The organism is Stenotrophomonas sp. AR029, from assembly GCF_047520695.2.
GTDB lineage: Bacteria > Pseudomonadota > Gammaproteobacteria > Xanthomonadales > Xanthomonadaceae > Stenotrophomonas > Stenotrophomonas sepilia.
In genome coordinates, this window is record NZ_JAXBQQ020000004.1 from 92,408 (window position 1) to 118,586 (window position 26,179).

Annotated in this window: 24 protein-coding genes; 10 read left to right on the top strand and 14 right to left on the bottom strand. The window is 66.7% G+C overall.

From position 1 onward, the window contains the following. The first annotated feature begins 48 nt into the window (after positions 1-48). From ACM0PB_RS14425 to ACM0PB_RS14455, 7 genes are all read left to right on the top strand, one after another. Entirely contained in the window at positions 49-1,095 is a 1,047-nt protein-coding gene (locus tag ACM0PB_RS14425) for a heme/hemin ABC transporter substrate-binding protein (protein WP_065184872.1), read from the top strand. Then, a complete protein-coding gene (locus ACM0PB_RS14430; protein WP_164229446.1) occupies positions 1,092-2,135 on the top strand; it encodes a FecCD family ABC transporter permease in 1,044 nt (347 codons plus the stop codon). Before ACM0PB_RS14425 ends, ACM0PB_RS14430 begins: the two co-directional genes overlap by 4 nt. After that, complete coding sequence (locus ACM0PB_RS14435; protein ID WP_164229445.1) at positions 2,132-2,893, top strand: heme ABC transporter ATP-binding protein; 762 nt, start codon at positions 2,132-2,134, stop codon at positions 2,891-2,893. The genes ACM0PB_RS14430 and ACM0PB_RS14435 overlap by 4 nt, the downstream gene beginning before the upstream one ends. A gap of 64 nt (positions 2,894-2,957) precedes the next feature. After that, the gene (locus ACM0PB_RS14440) at positions 2,958-3,707 is read left to right on the top strand and encodes a hypothetical protein (RefSeq protein WP_065178577.1); all 750 of its coding nucleotides are present in this window, start codon (positions 2,958-2,960) and stop codon (positions 3,705-3,707) included. A 415-nt stretch (positions 3,708-4,122) separates the two neighbouring features. Continuing rightward, positions 4,123-6,159 carry an elongation factor G gene (gene fusA, locus ACM0PB_RS14445; protein ID WP_065184866.1) on the top strand — a complete coding sequence of 679 codons (2,037 nt, stop codon included), beginning with the start codon at positions 4,123-4,125 and terminating at the stop codon, positions 6,157-6,159. Between the two features lie 253 nt (positions 6,160-6,412). After that, entirely contained in the window at positions 6,413-6,685 is a 273-nt protein-coding gene (locus ACM0PB_RS14450; RefSeq protein ID WP_005409616.1) for a hypothetical protein, read from the top strand. Positions 6,686-6,795: 110 nt separating this feature from the next. Further along, on the top strand, positions 6,796-7,551 hold the full coding sequence (locus ACM0PB_RS14455; protein ID WP_053496662.1) for a SapC family protein: 756 nt from the start codon (positions 6,796-6,798) through the stop codon (positions 7,549-7,551). On the opposite strand, the gene ACM0PB_RS14460 is transcribed toward ACM0PB_RS14455, so the two are convergent. The 11 genes from ACM0PB_RS14460 to ACM0PB_RS14510 form a co-directional block, all read right to left on the bottom strand. Beyond that, positions 7,508-9,877 (bottom strand): ATP-binding protein, encoded by a 2,370-nt coding sequence (locus ACM0PB_RS14460; RefSeq protein WP_414604394.1) that lies wholly within the window; start codon positions 9,875-9,877, stop codon positions 7,508-7,510. The genes ACM0PB_RS14455 and ACM0PB_RS14460 overlap by 44 nt on opposite strands. Further along, positions 9,874-10,500 (bottom strand): response regulator transcription factor, encoded by a 627-nt coding sequence (locus ACM0PB_RS14465; RefSeq protein WP_111191024.1) that lies wholly within the window; start codon positions 10,498-10,500, stop codon positions 9,874-9,876. The genes ACM0PB_RS14460 and ACM0PB_RS14465 overlap by 4 nt, the downstream gene beginning before the upstream one ends. 312 nt (positions 10,501-10,812) lie before the next feature. Further along, positions 10,813-11,346: a lipocalin family protein gene (locus ACM0PB_RS14470; RefSeq protein ID WP_005416504.1), complete on the bottom strand. Its 534-nt coding sequence runs from the start codon at positions 11,344-11,346 to the stop codon at positions 10,813-10,815. 8 nt (positions 11,347-11,354) lie between these two features. Continuing rightward, positions 11,355-12,428, bottom strand: coding sequence for an SAM-dependent methyltransferase (locus ACM0PB_RS14475; protein ID WP_164093169.1), 1,074 nt, complete (start codon positions 12,426-12,428; stop codon positions 11,355-11,357). Continuing rightward, entirely contained in the window at positions 12,425-13,210 is a 786-nt protein-coding gene (locus ACM0PB_RS14480; RefSeq protein ID WP_088497490.1) for a DUF1295 domain-containing protein, read from the bottom strand. Before ACM0PB_RS14480 ends, ACM0PB_RS14475 begins: the two co-directional genes overlap by 4 nt. Continuing rightward, the gene (locus ACM0PB_RS14485; protein WP_164093170.1) at positions 13,207-13,752 is read right to left on the bottom strand and encodes a DUF2878 domain-containing protein; all 546 of its coding nucleotides are present in this window, start codon (positions 13,750-13,752) and stop codon (positions 13,207-13,209) included. The genes ACM0PB_RS14480 and ACM0PB_RS14485 overlap by 4 nt, the downstream gene beginning before the upstream one ends. 1 nt (position 13,753) lies before the next feature. Continuing rightward, a complete protein-coding gene (locus tag ACM0PB_RS14490; protein WP_164093171.1) occupies positions 13,754-15,013 on the bottom strand; it encodes an SAM-dependent methyltransferase in 1,260 nt (419 codons plus the stop codon). After that, positions 15,010-15,777, bottom strand: a complete 768-nt coding sequence (locus ACM0PB_RS14495) for a DUF1365 domain-containing protein (RefSeq protein ID WP_164229443.1) — start codon at positions 15,775-15,777, stop codon at positions 15,010-15,012. The genes ACM0PB_RS14490 and ACM0PB_RS14495 overlap by 4 nt, the downstream gene beginning before the upstream one ends. Next, positions 15,774-17,051, bottom strand: coding sequence for an NAD(P)/FAD-dependent oxidoreductase (locus ACM0PB_RS14500; RefSeq protein WP_164229442.1), 1,278 nt, complete (start codon positions 17,049-17,051; stop codon positions 15,774-15,776). Before ACM0PB_RS14500 ends, ACM0PB_RS14495 begins: the two co-directional genes overlap by 4 nt. A 1-nt stretch (position 17,052) precedes the next feature. Further along, positions 17,053-18,003, bottom strand: a complete 951-nt coding sequence (locus ACM0PB_RS14505) for an acyl-CoA desaturase (RefSeq protein WP_065178583.1) — start codon at positions 18,001-18,003, stop codon at positions 17,053-17,055. An 81-nt stretch (positions 18,004-18,084) separates the two neighbouring features. Beyond that, the gene (locus tag ACM0PB_RS14510) at positions 18,085-18,852 is read right to left on the bottom strand and encodes a hypothetical protein (protein ID WP_065178596.1); all 768 of its coding nucleotides are present in this window, start codon (positions 18,850-18,852) and stop codon (positions 18,085-18,087) included. Between the two features lie 131 nt (positions 18,853-18,983). Here ACM0PB_RS14510 and ACM0PB_RS14515 point away from each other — a divergent pair, with 131 nt between their 5' ends. The 3 genes from ACM0PB_RS14515 to ACM0PB_RS14525 are packed head-to-tail and all read left to right on the top strand — an operon-like array spanning position 18,984 to position 20,984. Then, on the top strand, positions 18,984-19,607 hold the full coding sequence (locus ACM0PB_RS14515) for a sigma-70 family RNA polymerase sigma factor (RefSeq protein WP_049414756.1): 624 nt from the start codon (positions 18,984-18,986) through the stop codon (positions 19,605-19,607). Further along, positions 19,604-20,278, top strand: coding sequence for a ChrR family anti-sigma-E factor (locus ACM0PB_RS14520; protein WP_065178584.1), 675 nt, complete (start codon positions 19,604-19,606; stop codon positions 20,276-20,278). The genes ACM0PB_RS14515 and ACM0PB_RS14520 overlap by 4 nt, the downstream gene beginning before the upstream one ends. Positions 20,279-20,291: 13 nt before the next feature. Beyond that, positions 20,292-20,984 carry a Rossmann-fold NAD(P)-binding domain-containing protein gene (locus ACM0PB_RS14525; RefSeq protein WP_065178597.1) on the top strand — a complete coding sequence of 231 codons (693 nt, stop codon included), beginning with the start codon at positions 20,292-20,294 and terminating at the stop codon, positions 20,982-20,984. Positions 20,985-20,986: 2 nt separating this feature from the next. Here ACM0PB_RS14525 and ACM0PB_RS14530 read toward each other — a convergent pair whose 3' ends face one another. From ACM0PB_RS14530 to ACM0PB_RS14540, 3 genes are read right to left on the bottom strand one after another with little or no spacing between them, the layout of a single operon-like run. Then, on the bottom strand, positions 20,987-23,386 hold the full coding sequence (locus tag ACM0PB_RS14530) for a response regulator (protein ID WP_414604395.1): 2,400 nt from the start codon (positions 23,384-23,386) through the stop codon (positions 20,987-20,989). Further along, the gene (locus tag ACM0PB_RS14535; protein WP_005416517.1) at positions 23,379-23,846 is read right to left on the bottom strand and encodes a response regulator; all 468 of its coding nucleotides are present in this window, start codon (positions 23,844-23,846) and stop codon (positions 23,379-23,381) included. The genes ACM0PB_RS14530 and ACM0PB_RS14535 overlap by 8 nt, the downstream gene beginning before the upstream one ends. Then, complete coding sequence (locus tag ACM0PB_RS14540) at positions 23,843-26,083, bottom strand: ATP-binding protein (RefSeq protein WP_414604396.1); 2,241 nt, start codon at positions 26,081-26,083, stop codon at positions 23,843-23,845. The genes ACM0PB_RS14535 and ACM0PB_RS14540 overlap by 4 nt, the downstream gene beginning before the upstream one ends. Positions 26,084-26,179 lie beyond the last annotated feature (96 nt).

Genomic DNA, 26,179 nt, shown 5'->3' on the forward strand with positions numbered 1-26,179 from the left:
ACAGGGCAGGGCGGCGTGCGCGTCGCCCTGCCAGCAAGGAGAACGTCCATGAACATCGCGTCCCGTCTGCGCCCGTGTGCGCTTCCGTTGGCTGTTTCGCTGGCGCTGGCCGCCTGCAGTGGCTCGTCAACGCCGTCTGATGGCCACAAGACTGCCGAGCCGCCTGCCGCAACAGCTGCTGCCGAAACCGCGTTGCCGGCAGGCTGGCAGCGCGTGGCCGGTGCCGAGATGCCAGCGGTGCATGAACAGAGGGCCGTGCTGCCGGCCAAAGTGCATTCCGATGACGGTGCTGACATTGAAGTGTCCGACACCAGCCGGATCATTGCCGGTGGTGACGACGTCATCGCGGTGATCGAGGCGCTGGGGCTGGGCAAGCAGGTATTCGCTGCGCCAACCAACACCACCACCCAGGCCGGCCTGGCTGCCCCGCACCAGTTCCTGTTCAACCGCACCACGGGCGTGGAAGGCGTGCTGAGCCTGCAGGGCTCGCTGTTCCTCGGCAACAGCCTACGCCGCCACACCGAGCTGGCGAAAAAGCTGCGCGAGGTGGGCGAGCCGGCGGTGGTCATCGATGACCTGCAGCCGGCGCCGGACAAGGTGCGCAAGGTCGCTGCGGCACTAGGGCTGGCCGAAGCGGGGCAAACACTGGCCACGCAGGTGCAGCGCCAGCTCGACGAGGCTGCAGCGATTGGCAAGGGCCTGGGCCATGCGCCACGACTGATCCACGTATCGGCGACCGGCGCTGGCGGCTCGCCCACCGTTGCGGGTGCCGACAGCGCCTCGGCGCAGCTGATCGCCCTGGCCGGCGGCATCAACATCGGCACCGAGGCCGGGGTGAAGAACTACTCGCAGCTGAGCAACGAGGGCGTGGTCGCGGCGGCACCGGAAGTGATCCTGGTGACCGAGCATGACCTGCAGTTGTTCGGTGGTGCCGAAGGCCTGTGGAAGGCGTACCCGACGCTGAGGCAGACCCCGGCCGGGCAGGCCAATCGGGTCTGGGTGATGCCGGATGTGCAGCTGAAGTACACCAGCGTGGGTTCTGGTGCGGGCGCGCTGGCACTGGCCAAGGCCCTGGCAGCGTTGCCGAAGGCATGAGTCCGGCGGATCGGCGCCGCCGTCGCGGGCGGGCGATGTTGATGGTGGTGTTGCTGGCACTGCTGGGGGCAGTGCTGGCGTCGTTCGCCGTGGGTCCGTTGCGGTTGCCACCGCTGGAGGTGATGCAGGCGCTGGCGGTGAAGCTGGGCCTGCTTGACCCACAGGCGGTCAGCAGTCGCGACCTGGCCGTGGTCTGGCAGCTGCGCATTCCGCGCGCCCTGTTGGGCGCAATGGTTGGCGCCTCGCTGGCGATGGCCGGTGCCAGCCTGCAGGGCCTGTTCGGCAATCCGCTGGCCGACCCCGGCATCGTCGGTGTCAGCCAAGGTGCTGCGCTCGGGGCAGTCGCTGCCATTGTTCTCGGCGCTGCGGGCGCCGCCGGTTGGCTGGTGCCGGTTGCCGCCTTCGTCGGTGGCGCCCTGGCCATCGGCCTGACCTATGCGCTGGCGCGGCCGGGCAAGGGCAGTGGCAATGCGACGCTGCTGCTGGTCGGTATCGCGATGGCGGCGTTCTGTTCGGCGCTGATCGGTTTTCTCACCTATATCGCAAGCGAAAGCGAACTGCAGTCGCTGGTGTTCTGGCAGATGGGCTCGCTGGCACGTGCCAACTGGGCCGATGTGGTGGCGGTGGTGCCGCTGTTTGCGATTGGCGTGTTCGCGTTGCAACGATTGGCAACGCCGCTGGACATGCTGGCGCTGGGCGAGCGCCAGGCCCAGCATCTGGGGCTGGATGTGACCCGCACGCGGCGCCGACTGGTTGCGTTCAGCGCGCTGCTGGTGGGGGCGGCGGTGGCGTTTGCGGGCTCGATCAGCTTCGTCGGCCTGGTGGTGCCGCACGTGGCGCGCCTGCTGGTGGGTCCCGGCCATCGCTGGTTGCTGCCGTTGTCCGGCCTGCTGGGTGCACTTCTGATCGTGGTGGCGGATACGGCCGCGCGCACGCTGGATCCGCCCGCGGAGATTCCGCTGGGCCTGTTCTCGGCCGCGCTGGGTGCGCCGTTCTTCCTCTGGCTGGTGCTGCAGCAGCGCCGCAAGGCGGTGCCATGAGTGTGCTGCTGAAGCTGCACGATGTGGTGGTGCGCCGCCAGCAACGCGAGATCCTGCACGGCATTTCCTTGGCGTTCGAACCGGGTACGGTGACCGCACTGGTGGGCCCGAACGGTGCGGGCAAGTCCACGCTGTTGGCGGTCGCGGCCGGCGACCTGCGCGCCGATGCGGGGGAGGTGAGCCTGTTGGGCAGGCCGTTGACCAGTTACAAGGCGGGGCCGCTGGCGCGCGAGCGCGCGGTAATGCCGCAGGAGCACGGCGTGCGTTTTGCTTTCAGCGTCGAAGAGGTGGTGGCGATGGGGCGATTGCCGCATCCGCCGGATCCGCGTGTGGACGACGCGCAGGTGGAAGCTGCCATCGATGCCGCCGAACTGCAGGCCCTGCGCCTGCGCGAGGTGCAGCAGCTGTCCGGTGGTGAGTCCGCCCGGACCACGTTCGCGCGCGTGCTGGCACAGGACACGCCATTGCTGCTGCTGGATGAGCCCACTGCTGCGCTGGATCTGCGCCATCAGGAGCGCACGCTGCGCAGTGTGCGTGCCTGTGCCGAAGCCGGTGCGTGCGTGATCGTGGTCCTGCACGACCTCAATCTGGCCGCAGGCTATGCCGACCGCATCGTGCTGCTGGAGCAGGGCACGGTGGCGGCCGATGGCACGCCATTGCAGGTGCTCACCGAAGACAACCTGCAGCGCGTGTACCAGCAGGATGTAGTGGTGCTGGAGCATCCGCGTCGTGGGGTGCCGCTGGTGGTGGTGACCTGAGCGAAGGTCCGCCAGGTTGCTCCGGGTATCATGGAGGCTTCGTTTTCTTCAATGGACTGATGCCATGTTCCGCACCGTTACCCGCAGCGTGCTGCTTGCCGCGATGATTGCTTCCGTTTGCGCAGCCCATGCAGCGTCGACCTCCCAGGTTTCGCTGACCAACGCGGCCGAGAATGCCTCGCTGATCGAAACCCGGCATTCCAGTGGCGACGGTGCCGCGGTGACGTCGATGAAGACGCAGTACTTTGCCAACGAGGAAATGTCGGTGAGCTGGGACGACCAGCAGGTACTTGTGCTGTGCAGTGAAGCGGCGTACCTGCAGATTCCTGCCGCCAAGCTCAAGGCCGGAGCGCTGACTACCGAGCAGCGGCAGATGATCGTCTATCAGGCACTGATGTCCGGCTTGGGGGCTGTCGCGGGCGTTGTCGGGCCGGCAGGCGAGGTGGTAACCGTGGCGGATGACGGTAGCGAGACCCGCAGTGTTGGCGAGAACAGCTGGGCATACGGTATCGAGCGCTACGACGTGATCAGTCAGCGGCTGCCGGATGGTGCTCTTCGGGTCCGAACCCGCAAGACGGAAACCGTGAATACCACGCCGCCGGCGGGCCCGGACGACACATTCAGCACCGAAGATGATCAGGCGGCACGCCTGTCCGAGCTGGCGCCGGTGGGGAGCTGGATCGAGGTCGTGATTCATGGTGGCCCACGGCTGCCGCACGTGGACCCGGCGATTTCGTTGAAGGGCTGGATGTCGATGGGGGATGACCAGCCTGCAACAGTGGCCGAGGCGCGCAAGCTGCACGGCTGCAAGTGAGGGCTGCCAGGGGGCAGAACCCTTTGCCCGGGGCAAAGGGATCTGACCCCGATCTTTGCTGGTCTCATCGTTCTATTTATGTTTGCAATATTCACTTGCGCGCCAGATTGGCAGGTCTAGAATGCGCCCCATGAACCGGATGCCGCTCCTGAAGTTTTTCACCCTGACCCGCGCAAGCGCGGAACGGGCGTGTCTGCCTGGAGCTCCACAGGGCCGCTGAAGCGGCTATCGCTGGATCATCCACAGAGCGCCCTTCGGGGCGCTCTTTTCGTTTCTGCAGTTTCATTTCCCTAACCCGACGTACCGCAAGGAGAACGTGCCATGCACCAGATCGCCGAGACCGAACGCTAGCCGCGCACCCTGTCGCCAACCGGGGTGCGCGGCCCCCATCGTTGGCTTTGCAGGAACCTATCTCATGAACACCCAAGTCCTTTCCCGCCGTCGCAACCTTGGCATCATTGCCCACATCGACGCCGGCAAGACCACGCTGACCGAACGCCTGCTGTGGAAAAGCGGCGAGATCCATCGCGTCGGCGAAGTGCACGACGGCAATGCGACCACCGACTTCTCGGCGATCGAGCGCGAACGGGGCATCACCATTGGCGCGGCCGCCGTGCAGGCGCAGTGGGCACCGCGTGATCTGCCGCCGCATCGGCTGACCCTGATCGACACCCCCGGCCACATCGACTTCGCCATCGAAGTCGAGCGATCCCTGCGGGTACTCGACGGCGCCGTGGCGGTGTTCTCGGCCGTGGATGGCGTGCAGCCGCAGTCCGAGACGGTGTGGCGCCAGGCGCGTCGCCATCGCGTGCCGCTGATCGCTTTCGTCAACAAGATGGACCGCGTAGGCGCTTCGTTTGAGCGCGTGCTGGAGCAGCTGCAGGACAAGCTGCGCGCGCGGCCGTGGGCGCTGGGCGTGCCGTTGGGCAGCGAAAGCGGCTTCAATGGCTGGGTCGATCTGGTCGATGAGCGCGTGCTGCAGTGGCAGGAGGGCGGCGCAACCACGGTGACCCCGTGGGACGAAGCGGCGCGGGCCCAATGGCAGGCCCAGCGCGATGCGCTGGTCGAAGCTGTGGCCGATCATGACGAAGAACTGGCCGATGCCTGGCTGGAAGGTCGCGTGATCGATGCCGGGGCGCTGCGCGCGGCAATCCGCCGGGCGACGCTGGCGGGTGCAGGCGTGCCTGTGCTGGCCGGTGCTGCGTTCAAGGACAAGGGCATCGAGACGCTGCTGGATGCCGTGGTCGATTACCTGCCGTCGCCGCTGGATCGCCCTGCTGTCAGCGCCGAAAGCGATGAGGGCGAGGTGATGCTGCCGCCGGATCCGGACGGTCCACTGGCAGGCCTGCTGTTCAAGATCACCCACCAGCAGCACGGCGCGTTGAGCTTCGTGCGGCTGTACTCGGGTACCTTGAAGGTGGGCGACGCGGTGGCCAGTTCGCAGCATCCGCAAGGGCGGCGTGTCAGTCGCCTGGTGCGGGTGCAGGCCGACCAGACCCATGACATCGAGCAGGCCGTGGCCGGTGACATTGTCGCGGTACTGGGCTGGAAGGATGCGGTCAGTGGCGAGACGCTGAGCAGCCGTGCGCAGCCGCTGCGGCTGGAGAACATCCAGGCCCAGGCGCCGGTGCTGGCCTGGCGGTTGGAGCCGGCGCGTGCGGCGGACCTGATCCGGATGGCGCAGGGACTGGCCAGCCTGGCCCAGGAAGACCCCTCGTTCCGTGTGGAAACGGACCGGGAAACGGGTGAAACCCTGGTCTGGGGCATGGGCGAGCTGCACTTGGAAGTGATGGTCGAGCGCCTGCGCAGCGAATGGAAGGTCGACGTGGCCGTAGGTGCGCCACGCGTGGCCTACCAGGAGACGCCGATGCGCCCGATGACCGGTGTCGTCGGGCGTCTGGTCAAGCAGACCGGTGGCCAGGGCCAGTTCGCGCACGTGGTGCTGGATGTGGCGCCGCGCGACGACGATCTTGTCGTGTTCAACGACCGCATCGTCGGTGGCGTGGTGCCGCGCAGCTTCATCGCGGCGGTGGAAAAGGGCGTGCGTGCTGCGCTGTCGGAAGGTCCGCAGGGTCATCCGGTGGTCGGCATCGAGGTCAGTCTTGTCGATGGCCAGACCCATGCCAAGGACTCTTCGGAGATGGCATTCCATCGCGCAGGCGCCGAGGCGATCAAGGCGGCGCTGGCCGAGGGTGGCACGCAGCTGCTGGAGCCGGTGATGGCGGTGACGGTGCATTCGCCGTCGGCGTCGGTGGGTGATGTGGTCGGCGACCTCAACCGGCGCCATGGCCGCATCGCCCGCATCGAGGACCAGGACGGTCGTGCCGAGGTCAGTGGTTTCGCGCCACTGGCGCAGTTGGTGGGTTACACCACCTCGCTGCGTTCGCTCAGCCAGGGGCGGGCCAGCAGTGAGGCGCACCTGCACGGCTATGAGCCAGTACGCGCGGCATAGGCAAGGTGAGGGGAGCCCGTTCGCGGGCTCCCATTTTTTTTGTCCGGGTTTCCGTATCCACGCATGGCGTGGATCTACCGGGTGACCGGGTCGCGAGCTCTGCAGTAGATCCACGCCATGCGTGGATGAGGCCGCATCGGTGCGCGAACGTTTGCATTGCGCTGCAACAAATTCGCAGAAAAAGCTGGATTAAAGTGATGCCTCACGATAAATTGCGCACCCCCCGTTGCTCGCCGCCGCCCGCACCCCTCTCATGCGTGATGACAAAGACCCCGGAACCCTGGAGCTGACCCTGCCGCGCAAGCGCGGTCGTCCGCCCAAGTTCGGGTACGCGATGAGCGATGCGCAGCGGGCGGCGCGCTATCGTGCGCGCAGGGCAGGGCAGGCCAACCATGCCGACGTGCGTTCCTGCAGTGACATGGTGCTGCTGGACAAGATCCGTGCGGCGGTCAGTGCCCGCGACACCGAGCTGGCCGGTTTCCTGGTCCACGTACTCTGGCAGCGCTACCCCCTGCAGCTGAAATAGTTCGCCGGTGGGGTGGCCGTTGTCATCGAGCTTGTTGATAATGCGGGATTCAGGTTGTTCCCGCTGGCGTGCCCGGGATGGCAGGCGCGCATGATCGAACGGTTCCCAACATGACCACCACCAGCGACACCACCACCGAAGCGGCGCCGAGCGGCGCCCCCCTGTTCTATACCCGCCCGGTGCCGCTGCAGGCCGATGTGCATGCCGATCTGCGCATCCTGCCGGGCAAGCTGGAGTTCGCCGCCGGCAACAATGCCATTCCGCTGGTGCTGGGCGAGTTCTCGCTGGCCCTGCACCACTTCCCGATCCTGTTTGCCGGCCCGAGCGCGGTTCCGATGGCTGCCGTGGGCGTGTCCGACCAGAACCTGTTCATCAAGGATGGCCTGTGGGAAGACGAGGCCTACATTCCCGCCTACCTGCGCCGCCACCCCTTCATCTTCATCGACACCGGTGCGGAGAATGATTTCCTGCTGGGCATCGACGAAGAGAGCCCGCGCGTGGTCAAGGGGGGCGAGGAAGGCCAGCCGCTGTTCGTTGACGGCAAGGCGACCGAGATGGTGCAGCAGGCCCTGGAATTCTGCGGCCAGTACACCCGCGAACACGAACAGACCCAGGCTTTCTCCAAGGCCCTGGTCGACAACGGCCTGCTGGTGGAGCGCAACGCCACCGTGCGTATCCCGGATGGCCGGGAGTTCAACCTCAACGGCTTCCTGGTCGTGGACGTCGAGAAGTTCGTGGCGCTGCCGGAAGCAACCGTGGTCGAGTGGCACCGCAGTGGCTGGCTGGCACTGATCCACCAGCACCTGATGTCGCTGGGTCGCTTCAATGACCTGACCCGTCGCCAGGTCGAGCGTCTGGCCGCGTGATCAAGGGGTTGGGCAGGGTTCCCGCGACGCGGGCGCCCTGTCCGGCCTGCAGTACGCACAGCAGGCGACGTGCGTCGGTCCAGTCCGGCGTGGCGTCCTGCGCCAGATCGACCAGCTCGGCCGCGATGGCGGCGTGCTCGCATTGACCCAGCATCTGTAGCGCGCCCTGCAATCGGTGCGCGTGATGACCGAGCGCCGATGCGTCTGCATGATCGACAATCCGCTCGATCCTGCCGAGTTCATCGCAGATGTCGGCGCTGTAGGCCGCGTCCATTTCAGTCACCTGCTCAAGTGCGTCCACGCTCTCCGGCGCCGGAATGCCCAGCGCAGCGAGCAGTTCGGCGGCGCGCAGCGGCTTGGCCAGCACCGCGTCGAAACCCGAGCGGCGGCAGCGTGCGTGGTGACCTCGCCCGCTGCGGGCAGACAAGGCGATCAGACGGACCGGATGCCCGCTGCGGGCGCGCAGTTCGCGTGCCAATGCGTAGCCATCGATGCCACGCAGCCCAATGTCGATCAACGCGGCAGGGCGGGGGTGGCGTATCTGTTCGGCCAGCGCGCTGGCCGCATCTTCCAGGGCACATACCTCGGCGCCCCAGCGCCGCAACTGTTCGGCAATGACGTGGCGATTGAGTGCGTGGTCCTCCACCAGCAGCAGTTGCAGCCCGGCCAGTGGCGTGCCCTCCACGGGCATGTCCCGGACACTCTCGGCAGAGTCAGCTGTGCACACCGGCAGGCGCAGGATGAAGCGGCTGCCGCGACCGAGGACGCTGTGCACGGTCAGATCGCCTCCCATCGCACGCGCCAGCTCGCGTGCAATGGAAAGCCCGAGGCCACTACCGCCACGCTGATGCCCATCGCTGCCTTGACGGAAAGGCTGGAACAGTTCGGCTACCCGTGCTGGCGCGATCCCGATCCCGCTGTCGATCACCTCCATCAGCAGCTCCTGCGGCCGCGCTGCTGGAAGCAGTCGCAGGCGCAGCTCGATGCCGCCGATATCACTGAACTTCACCGCATTGGCCAGCAGATTGCTGGCAATCTGGCGTAGCGCATCAATGTCCACGAGAATGATCGGCAAAGGTTCGGCCGGGGCATCAAGATGCAGTTGCAGCCCTTTCCGTTGCGCCTGTGGCCGAATGGCCTCCAGTGCCTGCCGGCAAAGCTGGGTCGCATCACAGGCTTGTGCATGAGGCCTGAAAGCGCCGCTGGCGAGACGCGAAAAATCCAGTGCGCGATTCAACAGGCCGCGCAGGGATTGGCTGGCGCTGCTGGCAGCGGCGAGCAGATCGCGCTCGCCTTTCGGCAGTGCCGATTGTCCAAGCAGCTCGATCGAGGCCAGTACGGCCTGCGCAGAATTGCGCATCTCGTGACTGATCATCCCGATGGCCTGCGCGCTGCGGCGGTCGCCCCGTACCCGCAGGTGACGGGTCATGGGCCACAGCAGCAGGGCGACCAGCAGAGGGGCCAGCAACAGCCAGCCGCGCGGGGGCGAGGCCTGCATCCAGTCCAGTGCGTTTCCCGCCGCTGCTGGCAGGGTCTGGCCTGCCCACAGGTGGAGCAGGCTCGCATGCTCCTCGAGTGTGATCTCCCGCAATGCCTGTCCGATGCGTTCAAGCAGCTGCTGGTCTTCCTGGCGGACGAGCAGGTAGAGGTCGGTGGAGAAGTCGCTGTCGAATGGCTGCAGGCGCAGGCTGCCGTTGAAATGGCGTCGAACCAGCGGGCGCAGCGTGGATTCCAGGCCAATCGCCACGTCGGCCACGCCGGATTGCACTGCCGCCAATGCTGCGTACCGATCAGGCAGGGGCTGCAGCCGGATCTGAGGGTGATGCGCGCGCAGCCAGCCGGCGTAGGGCCCGCCTTCAACCACGGCCACGACCCGGCCGTCGAGCCCGCGTATCTCCCGTGGCAGCCATTCGCCGGCGCGCCCTGCCAGCAGAGTGGCGCCACCCCGGAAGCGGCTGGACGCGGCAAGGTCGGGGCAGGGTAGCTTCTGGTGTCTCGCACCGCCAAACACCATGACCAGGTCGGCCTCGTGATGGCACACAGCGAGGATTGATGCGGCGGTCGTCGGGTAGGGCTGTTCCAGGAAGCTGAGTTGGGCGTGACGCGCCACCAGGTTGGCGTAGCCATGGGCGAGCGTCGGCGGTGATGACGGATCGGCCATCGCGGCGGGCGCGGGGCGTAGGGACGGGGCGGTGGAGACCCGCACGCTGCTGCCCGGCAGCCAGCGTGGTGACCGGATATCTTCCGCCGACGCAGCGGGAAGGAGAAGCAGCACCAGCAACCCGAGGATCAGCAGGCACGGGCGCAATGGCGCATGGCGCCTCACGGAGACTCCAGCCGTTCACGCAGCGCATAGATCTCCACATCGCTGCGCAATCCCAGCTTGCGCAGCACCGCGACCTTCTGTGTGCTGACGGTCTTGATGCTGCGGTGCCGGCGCAGCGCGATCTCCGATACGGTCAGGCCTTCCAGCAGCAGCTCCAGTACCTCCCGCTCGTTGCGGCTGAGCTCGCCACGATCACCGGCCAGCCTGACGTCCGGCGGAATCCGGATCAGGCCCTGGAAGACGCGCACGATGGCGTCGGACAATGCCGCAAGGGGTTCGGCCTTGCTGACGAACCCACCGAGTCCGGCATCGATCAGGCTGTTGAGATTCGTGGTGGGAGAGAGCGTGGCGAAGGCCAGCATTGGTGTGCGCGGGAATTCGCGACAGAGCAGCGTAACCAGCTCGATGCCGCCCAGGTCGCCACGGGCGAGCGTGAGATCGATGATGGCCACATCCACGGGCATGCGGTGCAGGCTGTCGATCAGCGCGTCGCTGCAACCATGGCTGGCGACGATGTCGAACCGGAGATCGCCTGACAGGTGCAGGGCGGTGCCGCGACGGACGACTTCATGGTCGTCCAGGAGCGCCAGGCGAAGCCGGCGCGGTGCAGGAAATCCATTCATGCGCGGGAGGTGGTCAGCGCCCATGGGCGTGGCCGCCATTCTGGCGCCGCTGTCGCGTCGAACATCGAATTTGTTGCGTTTTTACGACTATTCCTAAAGATCGATGGATGAGCTCCATCGATAAGTGCTGATCCATGGGCTGGACATATCGTCGGGTTGAAAGCTGCGGGGACGTAGTGTCCTGGCGCGCGCTCGCTGGATACAGGTGGCCTGGGTTGCAGGGCTGCCGGCACCCTTCGAGGGGGTATTAATGTGACGCGTCACGCCTAAGTGCCTGGTCACCCGCGAGCCGAGTGGTGGGCGGTTGGCGATCTATCGCACCGACTGAGGTACGCGCCTGAGCCTGCCGGTGTCGTAGCCCATGGCCGCGATGCGCTCCACGGCGTGCTGGTAGTCGCTGTCCGACACGTGCGGGGTACGCGCCATATACCAGACATAGTCGCGCTTGCTGCGTGCGACGATGGTCTGGCCATAGTCGTCGTCCAGCCAGGCAATCACATACTCAGCCTGGATCGGCCAGACGAACTGCATGCCCCAGATCGCGCCATTGCCGTTCTTCTCCACCCGGCCAACCGGGTGCATCGACTTCTGCGGGGCGTCGAAACTGCCCTTGCGATAGGTGAAGGTCGTCTGGATGCGCCCGTCCGGCCGCAGTGCATAGCTCTCAACCGCGTCGAAGGCCTCGCGCTCCGGCCATGAGGGTATGTGGGCGATCACATACCAGTCGCCCATGAAGCGCGGCACGTCCACCGAGGGCGGGCGGGGCAGAGGACGGGTATCGCTGGAGCTGCAGCCGGAACCGAACAGGCTCAAGGCCAGCAGGGGAAGCAGGGAGCGCATGCGCATGTCACACCTCAACGGGGACGGAACAGATAGTGGGCAACCAGCCACTGCTGGCCATCGTCGTAGCCGAACAGCTCGGCGCAGGCCATCCAGAACATGCGCCAGCGCTGCCACCAGATCTTCGCCGCCGCCTGGCCGTAGGTTGCGACCAGAACCGGCATCACCGCCTCGCGGGCCGCATCCTGGTTGGCCAGCCAATGGTCGGCGGTGCGCTGGTAGTGGGTGCCGTCCAGCAGCCAGCGCTGATCGAGCCGCAGGTCGCGCTGGAAATGCAGCAGGGTGTCAGCGGCCGGCATCAGGCCGCCGGTGAAGAAGTGGCGCCCCATCCAGTTGTCGCCGCCCTCGGTCTCGAACGGGTACATCAACGTGCGATGGGCGAAGATGTGCACGAACAGCGCACCGTCGGGCTTCAGCCACTGCGCGATGTGCGCCAGCAGTCGCTGGTAGTTGCGCACATGCTCGAACATTTCCACCGAGACACAGCGATCGAAGCGTGCCGTGGGCAGCTCAAGCTGGTTGACGTCGCGGGTCAGTACCTCGACGTTGTGCAGGCCCCTGGCCTGGCACTGCGCCATGATGTGCTGGCGCTGGCTGTGCGAGTTGGACACCGCAGTGATGTTGGCCTGCCGATAGCGTTCGGCCATCCACAGGGTCAGCGAACCCCAGCCACAGCCCAGTTCGAGAATCTGCTGGCCGTCGGCAAGTCCGGCACGCTGGCCATAAAGTTCCAGCATCGCCTCCTCGGCCTGGTCCAGCGTTTCGCGCCCGGTGGGGTAGTAGCAGCTGCTGTACTTCAGCCGCTTGCCCAGGCAGGCCTGGAAGAATGCCGCGGGAACTTCGTAGTGCTGGCGGTTGGCCGCGTCGGTATGCAATGCGAGCGGACTGTCGGTCAGTTCTGCGATGCGACGGCTGAAGAGTGCGGACTGTGCCTCGATACCTCCCGCCGATTCCTCGTGCAGGCGTTGCGCGCACAGGCGCCGGATGCCGGCACGCAGCGCCGCATCGGGAACCAGCCCGCGTTCGGCCCAGGCGATCAGCCCGGTTTCCGCATCTTCGGCCGAATTCAGTGACGGGATCGCGCTCATGCGGAATGCTCCTTGGAAGAACGGGGGAACCAGGGAAAGAACATCGGCGTGCTGCGCTGGTAGGCACGGTAGTCGTCGCCGCGGCTGCGCAACGCCTGCTTCTCGGTGAAGGGGATGCCGCTGAGATAGCGCAGGAACAGATACATCAGCAGCGGCCCGGCCCACGCCAGCCACCACAGGGGGGAACCGACGGCGAGCAGCACATAGGTGAACCAGTGCAGCCACTCGAAGAAGTAGTTGGGGTGGCGTGAATAACGCCAGAGCCCCTCGCGGCAAGTGCGGCCCTTGTTCGCCGGGTCGGCACGGAAACGTGCGAGCTGGCGGTCGGCCAGGCTCTCGCCGCCGACGCTCAACAGCCAGGCCAGTGCTGCGGCAACTGTCCACGGTGTCAGGCCGGCATGGGAATTGGCTGCCACCGCAACGAAGGGCAGAGCGAACAGCACGACCAGCAGCGCCTGCGCCATGAAGAAGCCAAAGATCTTGCCCTGGTGGCTCTGCCAGTGTTCGCGCAGATAACGGTAGCGCCCGTCTTCGGGTTCACTACGGACCCGGCGCCACAGGTGCAGCGCCAACCGGCCGCCCCACAGGCCGCCGAGCAGGCCCAACGCAACCCGAGGCAACATCGCGCCATCGCCGAGCAGCGCCAGCAGCAGGGCCGAGGCACCCACGCACTTGGCCCAGAGCACGTCGACAACGCCGATGTTCTGGTGGCGGCGCTGCCAGGCCCAGCCCCAGCTCATCACCAGCACGGCATACAGCAGTACCCACAGCAGATTGATCATGACGATGCTCCGGCCAGGGAGGGCGGGGTGGTGCGAGAGCCGCGACGCGCGGTGACGTACAGCAGCGAAAGCGCGATGCTCCAGCCCGCACCCAACACCAGCAGGCCCTGCCACGTGGGTGCGGCGAAACGGACCGCATCGAAACCGCGCGCTGCGGAGAGGTAGGCCAGCGGTGCCAACAGCAGGCCGAACAGGGCCGGCAAGGCAGGGTGGCGCAGCAGGAAGCGCATCGAGGTGGTCAGCGTCATCGCGAACGCGGCCCACAGCGCCATGATCCAGGGAGGCGGCACCCAGCCCAGCGGGGCGGCGGCGTAGCGCACGGTGCCGCTGGCGGCAGCACTGGCGTCGACCAGCCATGCGCAGGCCAGTGCCAACACCATCAACCGAAGATCCAGCCGTGGTTGCGGCGACGTCAGCAGCTGGCTGCCGATGTAGAGAGAGGCTGCCAGCAACGCCGGCCACTGCCAGCCGCGCCCGGCGCCGGCCACGGCGCACACCCAGACCAGTTGGTTGCCGAGCAGATTGGGCCAGAATCTGCGCATCTCAGCTACCTTGGCCCGATGAGGCGCCCGGGCGATGCCCCGGGCGCGCCATCAGCAGATGGGAGACCCCGATCGAGCGCTCCAGGAAGCCGCCCTCGCAGTAGGCCAGGTAGAACTCCCAAAGGCGGCAGAAGCGCGTATCGAAGCCTTGCGCCTGCACGTCGGGCAACCGGTCAAGGAAGCGCTGGCGCCAGGCGCGCAGTGTCAGCGCGTAGGAGTGGCCGAAGTCCTGCTGGGCGATCAGCTGCAGGTCGCTGGACCGCGTTTTGGCGGCCATGATCGCGTTGATCGACGGAATGAAGCTGCCGGGGAACACATAGCGCTTGATGTAGTCGACGCTGCGCCGGGCCTGCTCGTAGCGATGGTCCTCGATGGTGATGGCCTGCAGCAGGGCAACGCCATCAGGCTTGAGCAGGCGCTGCAGCGTGGCCATGTAGGTGTCCAGGTATTCTGCGCCGATGGCTTCGATCATCTCGATCGACACCAGCTTGTCGAACTGGCCCTGCAGGTCGCGGTAGTCCTGCATCAGCAGCGTGACCTGGTCCTGCAGGCCGGCCGCCTGCACGCGCTGGGCAGCCAGCGCGTGCTGCTCGGCGGAGATGGTGGTGGTGGTGACGTGGCAGCCGTAGTGCTGCGCCGCGTGCAGCGCAAAACCACCCCAGCCCGTGCCGATCTCCACCACGCGATCGCCCGGCTTGAGCTGGAGCTGCTGGCAGATGCGGTCCAGCTTGCGCCGGGAGGCGGATTCCAGCGACTCGTCTTCTGTGTCGAACAGGGCGGAGGAATACATCAGGTCGGGCGACAGGAACAGGGCAAAGAAGTCGTTGCCGAGGTCGTAGTGCGCGGCAATGTTGCGGCGGCTGCCTTCACGGCTGTTGCGGCGCAGGCGGTTCCAGCCGCGCAGCAGCCAGCCACCCACGCGGGCCGGGCCGCGCTCCATGCCGTCGAGCAGGTCGCGATTGCGCACCAGCAGCCGGATCAGCGCCACCAGGTCATCGCAGTGCCATTCGCCCTGGATGTAGCTTTCACCTGCGCCCACGCTGCCTTGCGCTGCAACCTTGCGGTAGAACGCCGGGTCATCGATGGTGACGGTCACCTGCAGTTCGCCATGGGCTTCGCCCAGCCAGACTTCGCCGAGTGCATCACGCACGCACAGGCGGCCGTCGCGCATGGGGGCAAGCTGTTCCAGCAGGCGGCGGCGCAGGAAGGCATCCAAGGCGCCGGGACGCGGCAGGGCGACCAGGGGAGTCATCGAGTTCATCGCGGTTTCTCGGCAAGGGCAGGGTGGTCATGCACGGGGTTGCGCTTCAGCCACAGCCGCAGCGCGTGCCAGTGGATGGCGGCCATCACCTGCAGGGTCATCAAGGGATAGCAGGCCAGGACCCGGGCCAGCCCGCGGCCATCCAGCGCGTGCCGCTGCATGGTCTGGGTGGCATCAAACTGGCGAACGCCTTGGCGCCAGACCTGCATGTGCACGCGCAGATCATCATCCGGGCAGTTGAACCGCCAGTCGTAGTGGCAATCCATCGGCATGAACGGTGAGACATGGAAGCGCTTGTCGAACCGCCAGCGCAGCGAGGCGCCTTCGTGGGTGGCCGTGGCGACTGGCAGCACATAGGCGTGCCGTTCCTTCCAGGGCGTATTGGTGATCTCGGCGACGATGCAGTCCAGGGTGCTGCCATCGGACTGGTAGCAGTAGTAGAAGCTGACCGGGTTGAATACGTGCCCGGCGAAGCGAAGATGGGTGAGCAGGCGTACCGGGCCGGTAGGCCGATAGCCCAGGATGGCCGCGGCACGGTCGCGCACCGCATCGGCCAGTGGTTGTGCGGGATTGCCGAAGTAGTCGCTGCGGCGGAACTCGGCCAGGTTGCGGCGATTGACCGACCACAGCCAGCGCCCGGCGAACACGGTCTCCAGCTCGTCCAGATCGAGCAGCAGCTGCGCGATCGGATAGCGGAATGCGTGGGGCTGCGGATGATGCCGTCGGTGCATCACCTGCCCGAAGTAGAGTGCGCTGGCACTCACGCTGCCACCTCGCCGGGTACAACGCTGTCACGGTGCGCGGTGCACTCGCGCATCGCGTCCACCACGCGGCGGGCGCTGCGGATGCCGTCTTCGTGGAAGCCCCAGCCCCAGTATGCGCCCGCGAACCAGGTGTGGCGGCGGCCCTGCAGCTCTGCCCAGCGCTGCTGGGCACGGATAGCGGCATGATCGTGCACCGGGTGGGCATAGTGCAGCCTGCGCAGCACCTTGGCCGGATCGATCGCCTCGCTGCGGTTGAGGGTCACGACCAGCGGGGTGTCACCGGGCAGGCCCTGCAGGAGGTTCATGTAATAGCTGACCGTACAGGGCGCGCCTGGATCCCTGGGAACGTGTGCATTCCATGCAGCCCATGCCTTGCGGTTGCGCGGCAGCAACGATGCATCGGTATGCAGTACTGCTTCGTTGGGCTGGTAGCGGATGGCGCCGAGCACTTCGCGTTCGGCCGGATCGGCGTCACGCAGCAGGGCAAGCGCCTGGTCGCTGTGGCATGCCAGGATGACCTCGTCGAAACCCTCCACGCCCGCCGCGCTGTGCACGCGCGCGCCCCACGGCATGCGTTCGACCGAGTGAACCGGGCATTCCAGCCGCTCGCGCACCCGCCAGCGGGCGCGAAGGGCATCGACATACCGTGCCGAGCCACCGCTGACTACCCGCCAGGGTGCGCGCCCGGTCATCTGCAGCATCTGGTGGTTGGCCATGAACTGGGCCAGGTAGCGGGCCGGGAACTGCATGACCGTGGCGGTCGGTGACGACCACAGTGCCGAAGCCATCGGCAGCAGGTGCTCGTCGATGAAAGCGGTGCCGTAGCGCTGGCTGCGCAGGTACTGGCCCAGTGTCGGGCCTTCGTCTTCCGCCAGCAGCAGCGGCGCATCCCGGTAGAACCGGCGCAGGTCGGCCAGCATTCCCCAGAAGCGCGGCGAAACCAGATTGCGACGTTGGCAGAACAGGCCATCCAGCGAAGTGGCGTTGTACTCGACGCCACTGCGCTCGCTGTGCATCGAGAAGCTCATGGTGGTCGGCTGCGAGGCCACACCCAGTTCTTCGAACAGTGCCGTCAGCAGTGGGTAGTGCAGGGGATTGAAGACGATGAAGCCGGTATCCACCGCCATGCGCGTGCCGTCCACCTGCACGTCATGGGTGTGGGTATGCCCGCCCAGGTAATCGTTGGCCTCGAACAGCGTCACTTCGTGTTCGCCGTCCAGCCACCAGGCACTGGCCAGGCCGGCAATGCCGGAGCCGATGATCGCGATGCGCATGTCAGTACCTCGCCTTGGCCAGTACCCACTCGGGGATGGGCTTGAGTCCCCTTACCAGGCCCATGGCCGCCATTGCGCGCAGCCCGTACCAGGTCAGGTCGATCTCCCACCAGCGGAACCCCTGGCGGACGGTCCCAGGGAAGAAATGGTGGTTGTTGTGCCAGCCTTCACCGAAGGTAAGCAGCGCCAGCCAGAGGTTGTTGCGGCTGTCGTCACGGGTCTCGAAGCGCCGCCGGCCAAAACGATGGGCCAGCGAGTTGATGGTAACGGTGGCGTGGAACAGCACCACGGTGGAAATGAAGAAGCCCCACACCAGCAACTGCGGGCCAGAGGTGTGCAGTCCGGGCGCCCAGCGCTCCAGGCCGGCGCCGAGTGCGTACAGCGCGGCAGCCAGCAGTACCGGCACCGCCGTATCAAAACGGTCCAGCCAGCGCAGTTCCGGGAAGCGCGCCAGGTCAGGCACGCGCGATAGATCCGTGGCGAATGCCTCGCGGGTGAGGAACCAGCCCATGTGGCTGCGCCAGAAGCCGCCTTCGCGCGGCGAGTGCGGGTCCAGCGGTTGGTCGGCATGCCGATGGTGATGGCGATGGTGGGCCGCCCACCACAGCGGCCCACGTTGCACGCTGGACGCGCCGATCACCGCGAACACGAATTGCACCGTTCGCGATGCCTGGAACGTCCGGTGCGAGAAGTAGCGGTGGTAAAAGGCGGTGATCGCAAACATGCGCACTGCGTAGAGGGCTGCGGCGACGATCACTGCCGTCCACGAGATACCTACCCAGATCACCGCGATGCAGGCCAGGTGCATCAACGCGAACGGTACGGCGCGCAGCCAGTCGATGCGTCCGGGCTCGCCAGCGGCGTGGTCTGCAGCGCTGCCGGTGTCGACCCAGCGCTTCAGGGTGCGCAGCAGGCGCCAGCGTCGGCGGGGGAGGGGCGCTACAGAGGCCATGGCGGATCTCGGCGGGTGTCGTGTCTTCCTCTACGCAGCAGTGCGCGCAATGGATGCGGCCGGCTGTGGAGAATTTCGGCTTCACTTGGGCATCACGCTGCAGCGCCCGACCAGGGGTTGCGTCCAGGCCTGTTGCCATTCGTTGGCGGACCGCTCGGCCACCGGCGAGCTGAAGCGCACCGTGACCTGTGGGTAGGTGCCGCGGGTATCGCGCAGGTTGCTGGTTCCGCGGAATTCCAGCAGGCGGCGGTCGGTGCTGGCATAGACCAGCGACAGGCGCGGCGCGATGCCGCCGTACCAGGTGTCCAGACTGACCTCGATGGCCTGGGCGTCGATGCCCTGCCAGCGAACCGGGCCGGTGTGCCGCACCTGCACCGGGAAGAAGCGCTGCCGCCCCGGCACCAGGAAAGGCAGACTGATGCGTTCACCTCGCAGCAGCGCTGGCCAATGCTGGCGCACCGCGGCGTCGAAGCCCGTGTCGATCACCGCATCCGGAGCCAGCTCAAGCCGACGATGACGCAGCTCACTGGCGGCATCTTCTTTCCAGGCGATCGACACCGACTCGCCACTGGCGTCGACGTCAGCGGTTTGCCCACTACGGCTGTCCTGCAGCGAATAGCCCCGGGCCTGCGGGCGGGCGCTGGCCGGCAGATGCTTGCGGGCGAAGGGGCGGCCATCCGGGCACTGATAGAGCACCCAGCGCTCGGCACCCTCCGATGGGCCGCGCCGCCAGTGCACTTCACGATAGAGCAGGTCGCCCTGCGCCGAGGTGGCCACGCCCTCGTTGCGCAGCCAGGGCGCCGCCAGCGCGGCATGGGGCAGGCATAGCAGCAGCCAGGCAGTGCGCATGGTGTTCATCCGGTAGGGAGGCTCAGGTCATACGGCAGGCGCGGCTGCTTGGATGCACAGTGCCTGCTGCATCCAATGGCCGCCCCTGCGCGTAGAGAGGAAAGACCTTCACCTGCCCGCCGCTCACGCAGATGTACCCTGACGCTGCCAGCACCCTCCTCAACTTCGATACCGCACGCACCGTGTCCAGTTCCCAGCAGCCCAGCAGCGAGCCGACGAACTGGGCCGATGACATGGACAGTGTGGCGCGGCTGCGCGACCGCGACTGTTTCATGCGGATCTATGACTACTTCATGCCGCGGCTGTGCGTGTATCTGCGTGGCCTGGGGGCACCCGACGCCGTGGCCGAGGAAATGGCGCAGGAGTGCCTGCTGCGCCTGTGGTTGCGGGCGGCCGAGTATGATGCGGCCCAAGGCGCGCTGAGTACCTGGCTGTACCGGATCGCGCGCAACCTGCATATCGACCGCATCCGTCGAGAGCGCAGCTGGATGCAGGTGCAGGCAGCGGTGGAAGACGCCGCGGCCGTGGACATGATCGAGCGCAGCAGCGCCGAGCAGTTCGCCGACCAGGCGCGCCTTCGCCAGCGCATCAACGAGCTGCCCGCCGTGCAGGCGAGGCTGGTGCGGATGTCCTATTTCGAGGCGAAGAGCCACAGCGAGATTGCCCAGGCGCTGGGCATGCCGCTTGGAACGGTAAAGTCACACCTGCGACGTGCGTTCCTGCAACTGCAGGCCAAAGTGGGAGGTGCGCTGTGAATCCGCATCACCACCTGCACGAATCCACGCTGATGAGCTATGCCGCCGGCGCGCTGCCGGCGCCGTTGAGCATCGTGGCCGGTGCCCACCTCGAGCAGTGCCCCCACTGCCGCCAGCGCCTGCGCGATGCCGAGGCGATCGGCTCGGTGCTGCTGGAGCAGACCCAACCGCCCGCGGCCGACGCGCGTCGCGAGCAGTTGCGCGAGGCCATGCTGGTGCAGCTGGCCTCGGACGCGCCGAGCGCCATTGCCGGAGCCAGGCGCCCGGTGCCGAGGGAGCGGCCCGAGGCCGATCCGGACCATCTGCCAGCCTCGTTGCATCCTTACTTCGGCGCTTCGCTCAGTGCCCTGCGCTGGCGCTGGATGGCGCCCGGCGTGCACTGCATCAGGGCTGAGCAGATGCCCTCGCTGATCATGCTGAAGATTGCCCCGGGCAAGTGCCTGCCTATGCACAGCCATGGCCGCAGCGAACTGACCCACATCCTGCGGGGCTCGTACAACGACGCGCTGGGGCTGTTCGCGCCGGGCGACGTGGCGGACCTGGACGAGGAGGTGGAGCATCAACCGGTAACTGCCCCGGGTGTTCCCTGCATCTGCGTTTCAGCGCTGGACGCGCCGTTGGTGTTCAGTGGCTGGCTGGCGCGGAAGATCCAGCGTTTCGTGAAACTCTAGCGTGGGTGCGACCATGGCCGGGAAAGGTGCGTTGAGGATTCTGTTGACCGGTGCCTCGGGCCTGGTCGGGCAGGGCGTGGCGTTGGCCTGCCAGCGCTCGCCGCAGGTCGGCCATCTGGCCGCGCTGGTGCGGCGCCCGGGCAGCCTCAGCGGAGCGGGTAGGGAGCTGGTTGTTCCTGACTTCCTGCATATCCAGGGGCGCTCGGATGAACTGGCCGGGTTCGACGCATGCTTCTACTGTGCCGGTGCGCCACCGGTCGGCACGGCTGAGGCCGAGTATCGACGCGTGACCCGGGACATCACGCTGGCGGTGGCCCGCGCCTGGGCAACTGCGAATCCCGAGGGATGTTTCCTGTATGTATCCGGTGCCGGCGCGGATCCACAGAGCAGATTGATGCCGTTGAGGATCAAGGGCGAGACCGAGGTGGCATTGCAGGCCCTGCCGATGCGCTCGGTGATGCTGCGCCCGGGGGGCGTCCGGCCGGTGCCGGGAACCGGCACGCGTCACGGCTTGCTCAAGCCCCTGTACTGGGGTGGCGCGCCGTTGATGAAGCTGGCCGGCGCCGTTGCGCCGTCGTTGATGACCAGCAATCTGGCGCTGGGCCAGGCGATGATCGCACTGGCCGGGCGGGAGCATCCGCCGGGCACGGTGGAATGCGCGGACATCAACCGGATCGCTGCTGGCGCGCGCGATCCGGCGTCCTGATCTCAGAGTGGCACCGTCTCCAGCGCGGTGCGCACCGCAGTCGCCAGGTCACTGCGGGTAAACGGCTTCGGCAGCAGTGCAACGGCCCGTCCCTGGCTGCCCACCTGGTCGTGGTCGCGCGGATAGCCCGACGTGAACAGGACGGCGACTTCCGGCCAGCGTTCACGGACTTCACGCACCAGCTCCCAGCCCGACATGCCGGGCATCACCACGTCAGAGAACAGCAGGTCCACCTTGGTATCAGGGCGTTCCAGCAGCCGCAGTGCGGAGGGGCCGTCGTGGGCTTCCAATACCCGGTAGCCCAGCAGCCGCAGTGCATCCACCGTGTGGGCGCGGACATCGTCGTTGTCCTCGGTCACCAGGATGGTTTCCTCGCGCGGCGAGTAGCCCGCCAGGCCGGTCTGCGGGGGACGCGCTTCGGAGGGCAGGGCCAGCGGTGAGCGCGGGAACATCATGGTGATACTGGTGCCGCCGCCTTCCACCGAATCGATCAGTACGTGGCCGCCTGACTGCTTGACGAACCCGTGCACCATCGACAGGCCCAGGCCGGTGCCACGGCCAACCTGCTTGGTGGTGAAGAAGGGTTCGAAGACCCGGGCAAGCGTCGCCGCATCCATGCCGTGGCCGTTGTCACGCACCCGCAGCATCACGTACTCGCCCGGCGTCGCATCCGGGAACAGCGCAGCGTAGTCGTGGTCGAGGTGGCTGTTGTCGACCTCGATCACCAGCCGGCCGCCGTGCGGCATCGCATCGCGGGCATTCACCGCCAGGTTCAGTACGGAGGCCTCCAGCTGGCTGACGTCGATCTCGACACACCAGATGTCCTCGGCGCTGCGGATCTCCAACTGCACCAGCTCACCCAGCGCACGCTGCAGCATGTCGTGCATGTCCAGCAGGCGCTCGTTGAGGTTGGCGGCCTGGCTGCGCAGCGGCTGGCGGCGGGCAAACGCCAGTAGGCGCTGGGTCAGGCTGGCGGCACGGCCCACCCCCTTCAGCGCATTGTCCAGCGCACGGCCCACCAGCGCACCGGCCTCGCCAGCCCTTTCACTGAGCAGCATGGCGTGCTCGACATTGCCGGAAATGACGGTCAGGATGTTGTTGAAATCATGTGCGATGCCGCCGGTGAGCTGGCCGACCGCCTCGATTTTCTGTGACTGGCGCAGCGCATGCTCAGCCTGCACGCGCGCGGTGGTTTCCACGGCCTCGGAGACCAGAGCGGTGACCACCCCTTCCGTATCGAGCAGTGGACGGAACGAGAAATCGAAGCTGCGCCGCCCGGTCGGCAGTTCCAGTTCCAGCGCATGCAGTGAACTGCGGCCCTGTACGGCTGCGGCCACGGCCCGATCGATCAGCGCGCTGATGCCCTCGGTGGTGCCGAACCAGACCGATTCGGCGAAGCGTTGGCCAACAACGTCCTTCTTGTCTGCCAGCACCGCGGCCAGTGACGCGTCATTGGCATCGACCACGCGTCCGGACAGATCCAGCAGCACCTGGTGCTGGAAACTGGATTCGAAGATCGCCTGCAGGCGCCGCTTGCTGGCGCGCAACTCGGCCGTGCGTGCCTGTACCTGCTGCTCGAGCAGCTGGTTGTCTTCGCGCAGGGCCAGCTCGGCCTGTTTCAGCAGCGAGACGTCGCTGCCCAGGCAGATATACCCGGCCACGCTGCCATCGGCGGCATGCTCAGGCACGCAGTCCATCTGCACGAATCGTGATTCGCCACTGCGATGGATCAGTTCGACCTGGAGGCGGGTGCGCTCGCCCTGCAGTACGCGTTCCAGGCTGGGCAGGGCGTGCTCGAAGGCGGAAATGCCGCTGACATCCCGAGCCGGCCGACCCAGCAGTTCTGCAAGGCTGAATCCATGCCAGTCCAGGAACGCCTTGTTGGCAAACCGGTAGCGATGGTCCTTGTCCAACTGGGCGATCAGCGCCGGGACGGCATCGGTCACCATCTGCAGCTGGGCCTGGCTTTCGTTCAGGGCGGCCTGCGCATTGGCCAGCTGGGTGCGCTCGTGCGCCTCCTGGCGGGCGCGTCGGATCGCATCGGGCAAGCGTTGCAGGCGTTGCTTCACCACGTAGTCGCGGGCGCCGCGCGTGAGTGCCTGTACCGCCAGTTCCTCGGTCAGGGTGCCGGAAACAAAGATGAAAGGCGTCTGCGGCACGCACTCGCGCGCCAGGGCAAGTGCTGCGTCACCATCGAAGCCTGGCAGGACATGATCGGCGAGGATCACGTCGAACGGGCGGTTTTCGATGGCCTCGATGAACGCGTTGCGGGTCCACAGGCGCTCGGCCTCGAAATCGAGGCCGGCACGCTGCAGCTGGGCGCTGATCAGCTCCGCATCAAGCGCGCTGTCCTCCAGCATGAGGATGCGCAGGCGCTCGCTGCGGCGCGATCCATCACGCATTGCGCTGCCCCGAACCGTTGGGCCGATGCGGTGGCGGCTGGTTGGTGATGCCCCAGAACATGCCCAGGCCCTGGATGGCGTCGAAGAATTCCTTGAAGTCGACCGGCTTGACCACGAATGCGTTGACGCCCAGTTCGTAACTGCGCACCAGATCCTGCTCCTCGCGCGAAGAGGTCAGCATCACAACCGGGGTGCTGCTCAGGTACGGGTCGCCACGGACCTGCTCCAGTACCTCCAAGCCATTGACTTTGGGCAGCTTCAGGTCCAGCAGCACGACCACCGGGCCGCCGTGCATGGCACCGGCGAACTTGCCTTCGCAGCGCAGGTAATCCAGCGCTTCGGCGCCGTCGCGTACATGGATGACATCGTTCAACAGCTGGCAGCGCTCAAGCGCGGCCATCGTCAGCTCTGCATCCTTGGGGCTGTCCTCTACCAGGAGGATCGGCCGCAGGTCCCTCATGGGTGTTCTCCTGTGGAGCGGGGTAGGGTGAAGTGAATGGTCGCGCCCTTGCCGGGCTCGCCCTCGGCCCAGGTACGGCCGCCATGGCGGCCGATGATGCGGCGTACGTTGGCCAGGCCGATGCCGGTGCCTTCGAATTCTTCCACATGGTGCAGGCGCTGGAACACACCGAACAGCTTGTCGACGTAACGCATGTCGAAGCCGCAGCCGTTGTCGCGCACGAAGAAGTGATCTTCGTCGTCGCTGCGGTCGTGCCCAATCTCGATCATCGCGTGCTCACGCTCGCGGGTGAACTTGATCGCGTTGGCCAGCAGGTTCTGCCAGACCAGGCGAAGCATCGTCGGGTCGGCTTCCACCTCCGGCAGCGGCGCGAGCGTCCACTGCACGTCGCGGCCGGCGTAATCCAGCGCCAGGCTCCGGCGCACGTCCTCGGCCAGCGCAGCCATGTCCAGCCGCGCCCGCCCCAGCGTGGAGCGTCCCATCTGCGAGAAGCTGAGCAGGTCATCCACCAGTGTGCCGGCGGACTTTGCCGAATCGACGATCGTATCCAGGAAGCGGCGCTCGGTCTCGTTGAGGCGGTCGCCCGCCGAGCTGCCAAGCAGCTCCGAATAGCCCACGATGTGGCGGAAGGGGGCGCGCAGGTCGTGGCTGACCGAATAGGAAAAGGCTTCCAGTTCCTTGTTGCTGCGCAGGAGCTGCTCGTTCAGTTCCGCCATCTCCTCGGCCTTGCGCAGCACGATATCGACGATGGCCGTGCGCATCTCGTGTGCCGCATCGCAGTCGGCGTCGGTCCACGGCAGGCTGCGCTGCCGCACGGTCTCTTTCCAGGCGTCGAAGGAGCTCCGCGGGGAGAGTGCGACGCCGGGCGCTGCGGTCTTGCGGGGGTCTCCCCCCCAGCGCACGGTTCGCACCACCTCCGGCCGGAACCACATCAGGTAGCTGTCATGCAGCTGCGAAATGGACACTGCCAGCAGGCCGCTGGCTACATCGGCCAGGTGCGCGGCAGGCGACCAGTCGGCGGCAAGGTGGTCGGTGCAGTAGGTTTCCTGCCCGGCCTGCCGGGTAGCCAGCCAATCGGCCAGGGCCAGCACGTCGCTGGCCGGTGGGCACTCACCCACGCGCATGCAGTCGCCCTTGTGCACGATGGCAGCCCCGGCCGCGCCGGTCAGCGACAGCAGGCTGCCTTCGTCCTGGCGCAGGGCCGCCATGAATTCTTCGTCGCCGGCCATGCGGCCCAGCAGCTTGACCAGTATCGAGCGACGCGCGACGCGTTCTTCAATCGCGAGCGCGCGCTCCTTCAGTGCAATCTGCAGCGACAGGATCTGGCCCATGAACTCGCAGGCGGTACGCACGTGGTAGGGCAGGCGGCGTGGCTGCACGGTATGGCAGGACACCAGGCCCCATAACCGCCCCTCATGTACCAGTGACACCGACATCGACGCCCCGGTCCCCATGTTGCGCATGTACTGAAGATGCACGGGGGACACGCTGCGCAGCACGGCCAGGCTCAGGTCGGTCGGTGGCGCCTCGCGGTGGTCTTCGGCCCGCATCAGCGGGGTAGGGGTATAGTTGTTGTCCGCGATCAGGCGCACCCGGTTCCGGCGGTACAGTTCGCGGGCCTGTGCGGGAATGTCCGACTCGGGAAAGCGCAGGTCCAGGTAGGACGGCAACAGGCCATTGCCATCTTCGGCCACCACGATGCCATTCCAGCCAGCATCGAATTGATAGACCAGGGTGCGGTCAAAGCCGGTGAGCCGCCGCATGTGCGCGGCCGCAAGCCTGCACAGGTCTTCCACCGTCGCTGCCGATTCAATGCCGGTCATCAGCTCGCGGATGGCTGGATACAGTTCTTCCAGCGAGCCGGGCTGGCCGGGAACCGGTGCTTCCAGCTCGACCAGAAGATCCGTGGCGGAGCGGTGCACCAGCAACTGATGGCGGCCGTGCCCATCCAGGTGCACGGCACCGACATGCGCGCTGCTGCCCACCGTCGCCTGTTGCAACACGCCCTGGAACGGTGCCAGCACGCCGCCCAGCACTTCACTGACGTGCTGCATCAACGGTTCGCCGAACTGTTTCAGCAGCCCGGGGTGGCTGATGGCGCGCTCGCGTACCTGCAGGGACTGCGGTTCAACGACCAGAAGCACACCGTAGGGCTGGATCGCGCCAGGGGTGTGGATCGGTTCGCGCGCGCAACGGGACAGGGCAGTGTCGTGCGCGGATTCGGTAGGAGGCGTCAAGGGCGGCACTCATGATTCGTGGATGGCTGGAACGGCCCAGCACTGCATCCGGTGTGCATGGATGGTGAAGCAAAAGCGTGCCGCCGGATACCACCA

What these genes read in the sequence shown, in the direction of transcription:
- ACM0PB_RS14530 (WP_414604395.1), bottom strand. Translation starts at nt 23,386, where the DNA reads ATGCGTGATGGATCGCGCCGCAGCGAGCGCCTGCGCATCCTCATGCTG.
- ACM0PB_RS14510 (WP_065178596.1), bottom strand. Translation starts at nt 18,852, where the DNA reads ATGCGCACTGCCTGGCTGCTGCTATGCCTGCCCCATGCCGCGCTGGCG.
- ACM0PB_RS14425 (WP_065184872.1), top strand. Translation starts at nt 49, where the DNA reads ATGAACATCGCGTCCCGTCTGCGCCCGTGTGCGCTTCCGTTGGCTGTT.
- ACM0PB_RS14475 (WP_164093169.1), bottom strand. Translation starts at nt 12,428, where the DNA reads ATGAGCGCGATCCCGTCACTGAATTCGGCCGAAGATGCGGAAACCGGG.
- ACM0PB_RS14470 (WP_005416504.1), bottom strand. Translation starts at nt 11,346, where the DNA reads ATGCGCATGCGCTCCCTGCTTCCCCTGCTGGCCTTGAGCCTGTTCGGT.
- ACM0PB_RS14480 (WP_088497490.1), bottom strand. Translation starts at nt 13,210, where the DNA reads ATGATCAATCTGCTGTGGGTACTGCTGTATGCCGTGCTGGTGATGAGC.
- ACM0PB_RS14500 (WP_164229442.1), bottom strand. Translation starts at nt 17,051, where the DNA reads ATGCGCATCGCGATCATCGGCTCCGGCATTGCCGGCCTGGCCAGTGCC.
- ACM0PB_RS14485 (WP_164093170.1), bottom strand. Translation starts at nt 13,752, where the DNA reads ATGCGCAGATTCTGGCCCAATCTGCTCGGCAACCAACTGGTCTGGGTG.
- ACM0PB_RS14525 (WP_065178597.1), top strand. Translation starts at nt 20,292, where the DNA reads ATGGCCGGGAAAGGTGCGTTGAGGATTCTGTTGACCGGTGCCTCGGGC.
- ACM0PB_RS14505 (WP_065178583.1), bottom strand. Translation starts at nt 18,003, where the DNA reads ATGGCCTCTGTAGCGCCCCTCCCCCGCCGACGCTGGCGCCTGCTGCGC.
- ACM0PB_RS14455 (WP_053496662.1), top strand. Translation starts at nt 6,796, where the DNA reads ATGACCACCACCAGCGACACCACCACCGAAGCGGCGCCGAGCGGCGCC.
- ACM0PB_RS14490 (WP_164093171.1), bottom strand. Translation starts at nt 15,013, where the DNA reads ATGAACTCGATGACTCCCCTGGTCGCCCTGCCGCGTCCCGGCGCCTTG.
- ACM0PB_RS14440 (WP_065178577.1), top strand. Translation starts at nt 2,958, where the DNA reads ATGTTCCGCACCGTTACCCGCAGCGTGCTGCTTGCCGCGATGATTGCT.
- ACM0PB_RS14430 (WP_164229446.1), top strand. Translation starts at nt 1,092, where the DNA reads ATGAGTCCGGCGGATCGGCGCCGCCGTCGCGGGCGGGCGATGTTGATG.
- ACM0PB_RS14450 (WP_005409616.1), top strand. Translation starts at nt 6,413, where the DNA reads ATGCGTGATGACAAAGACCCCGGAACCCTGGAGCTGACCCTGCCGCGC.
- ACM0PB_RS14465 (WP_111191024.1), bottom strand. Translation starts at nt 10,500, where the DNA reads ATGAATGGATTTCCTGCACCGCGCCGGCTTCGCCTGGCGCTCCTGGAC.
- fusA (WP_065184866.1), top strand. Translation starts at nt 4,123, where the DNA reads ATGAACACCCAAGTCCTTTCCCGCCGTCGCAACCTTGGCATCATTGCC.
- ACM0PB_RS14515 (WP_049414756.1), top strand. Translation starts at nt 18,984, where the DNA reads ATGTACCCTGACGCTGCCAGCACCCTCCTCAACTTCGATACCGCACGC.
- ACM0PB_RS14435 (WP_164229445.1), top strand. Translation starts at nt 2,132, where the DNA reads ATGAGTGTGCTGCTGAAGCTGCACGATGTGGTGGTGCGCCGCCAGCAA.
- ACM0PB_RS14535 (WP_005416517.1), bottom strand. Translation starts at nt 23,846, where the DNA reads ATGAGGGACCTGCGGCCGATCCTCCTGGTAGAGGACAGCCCCAAGGAT.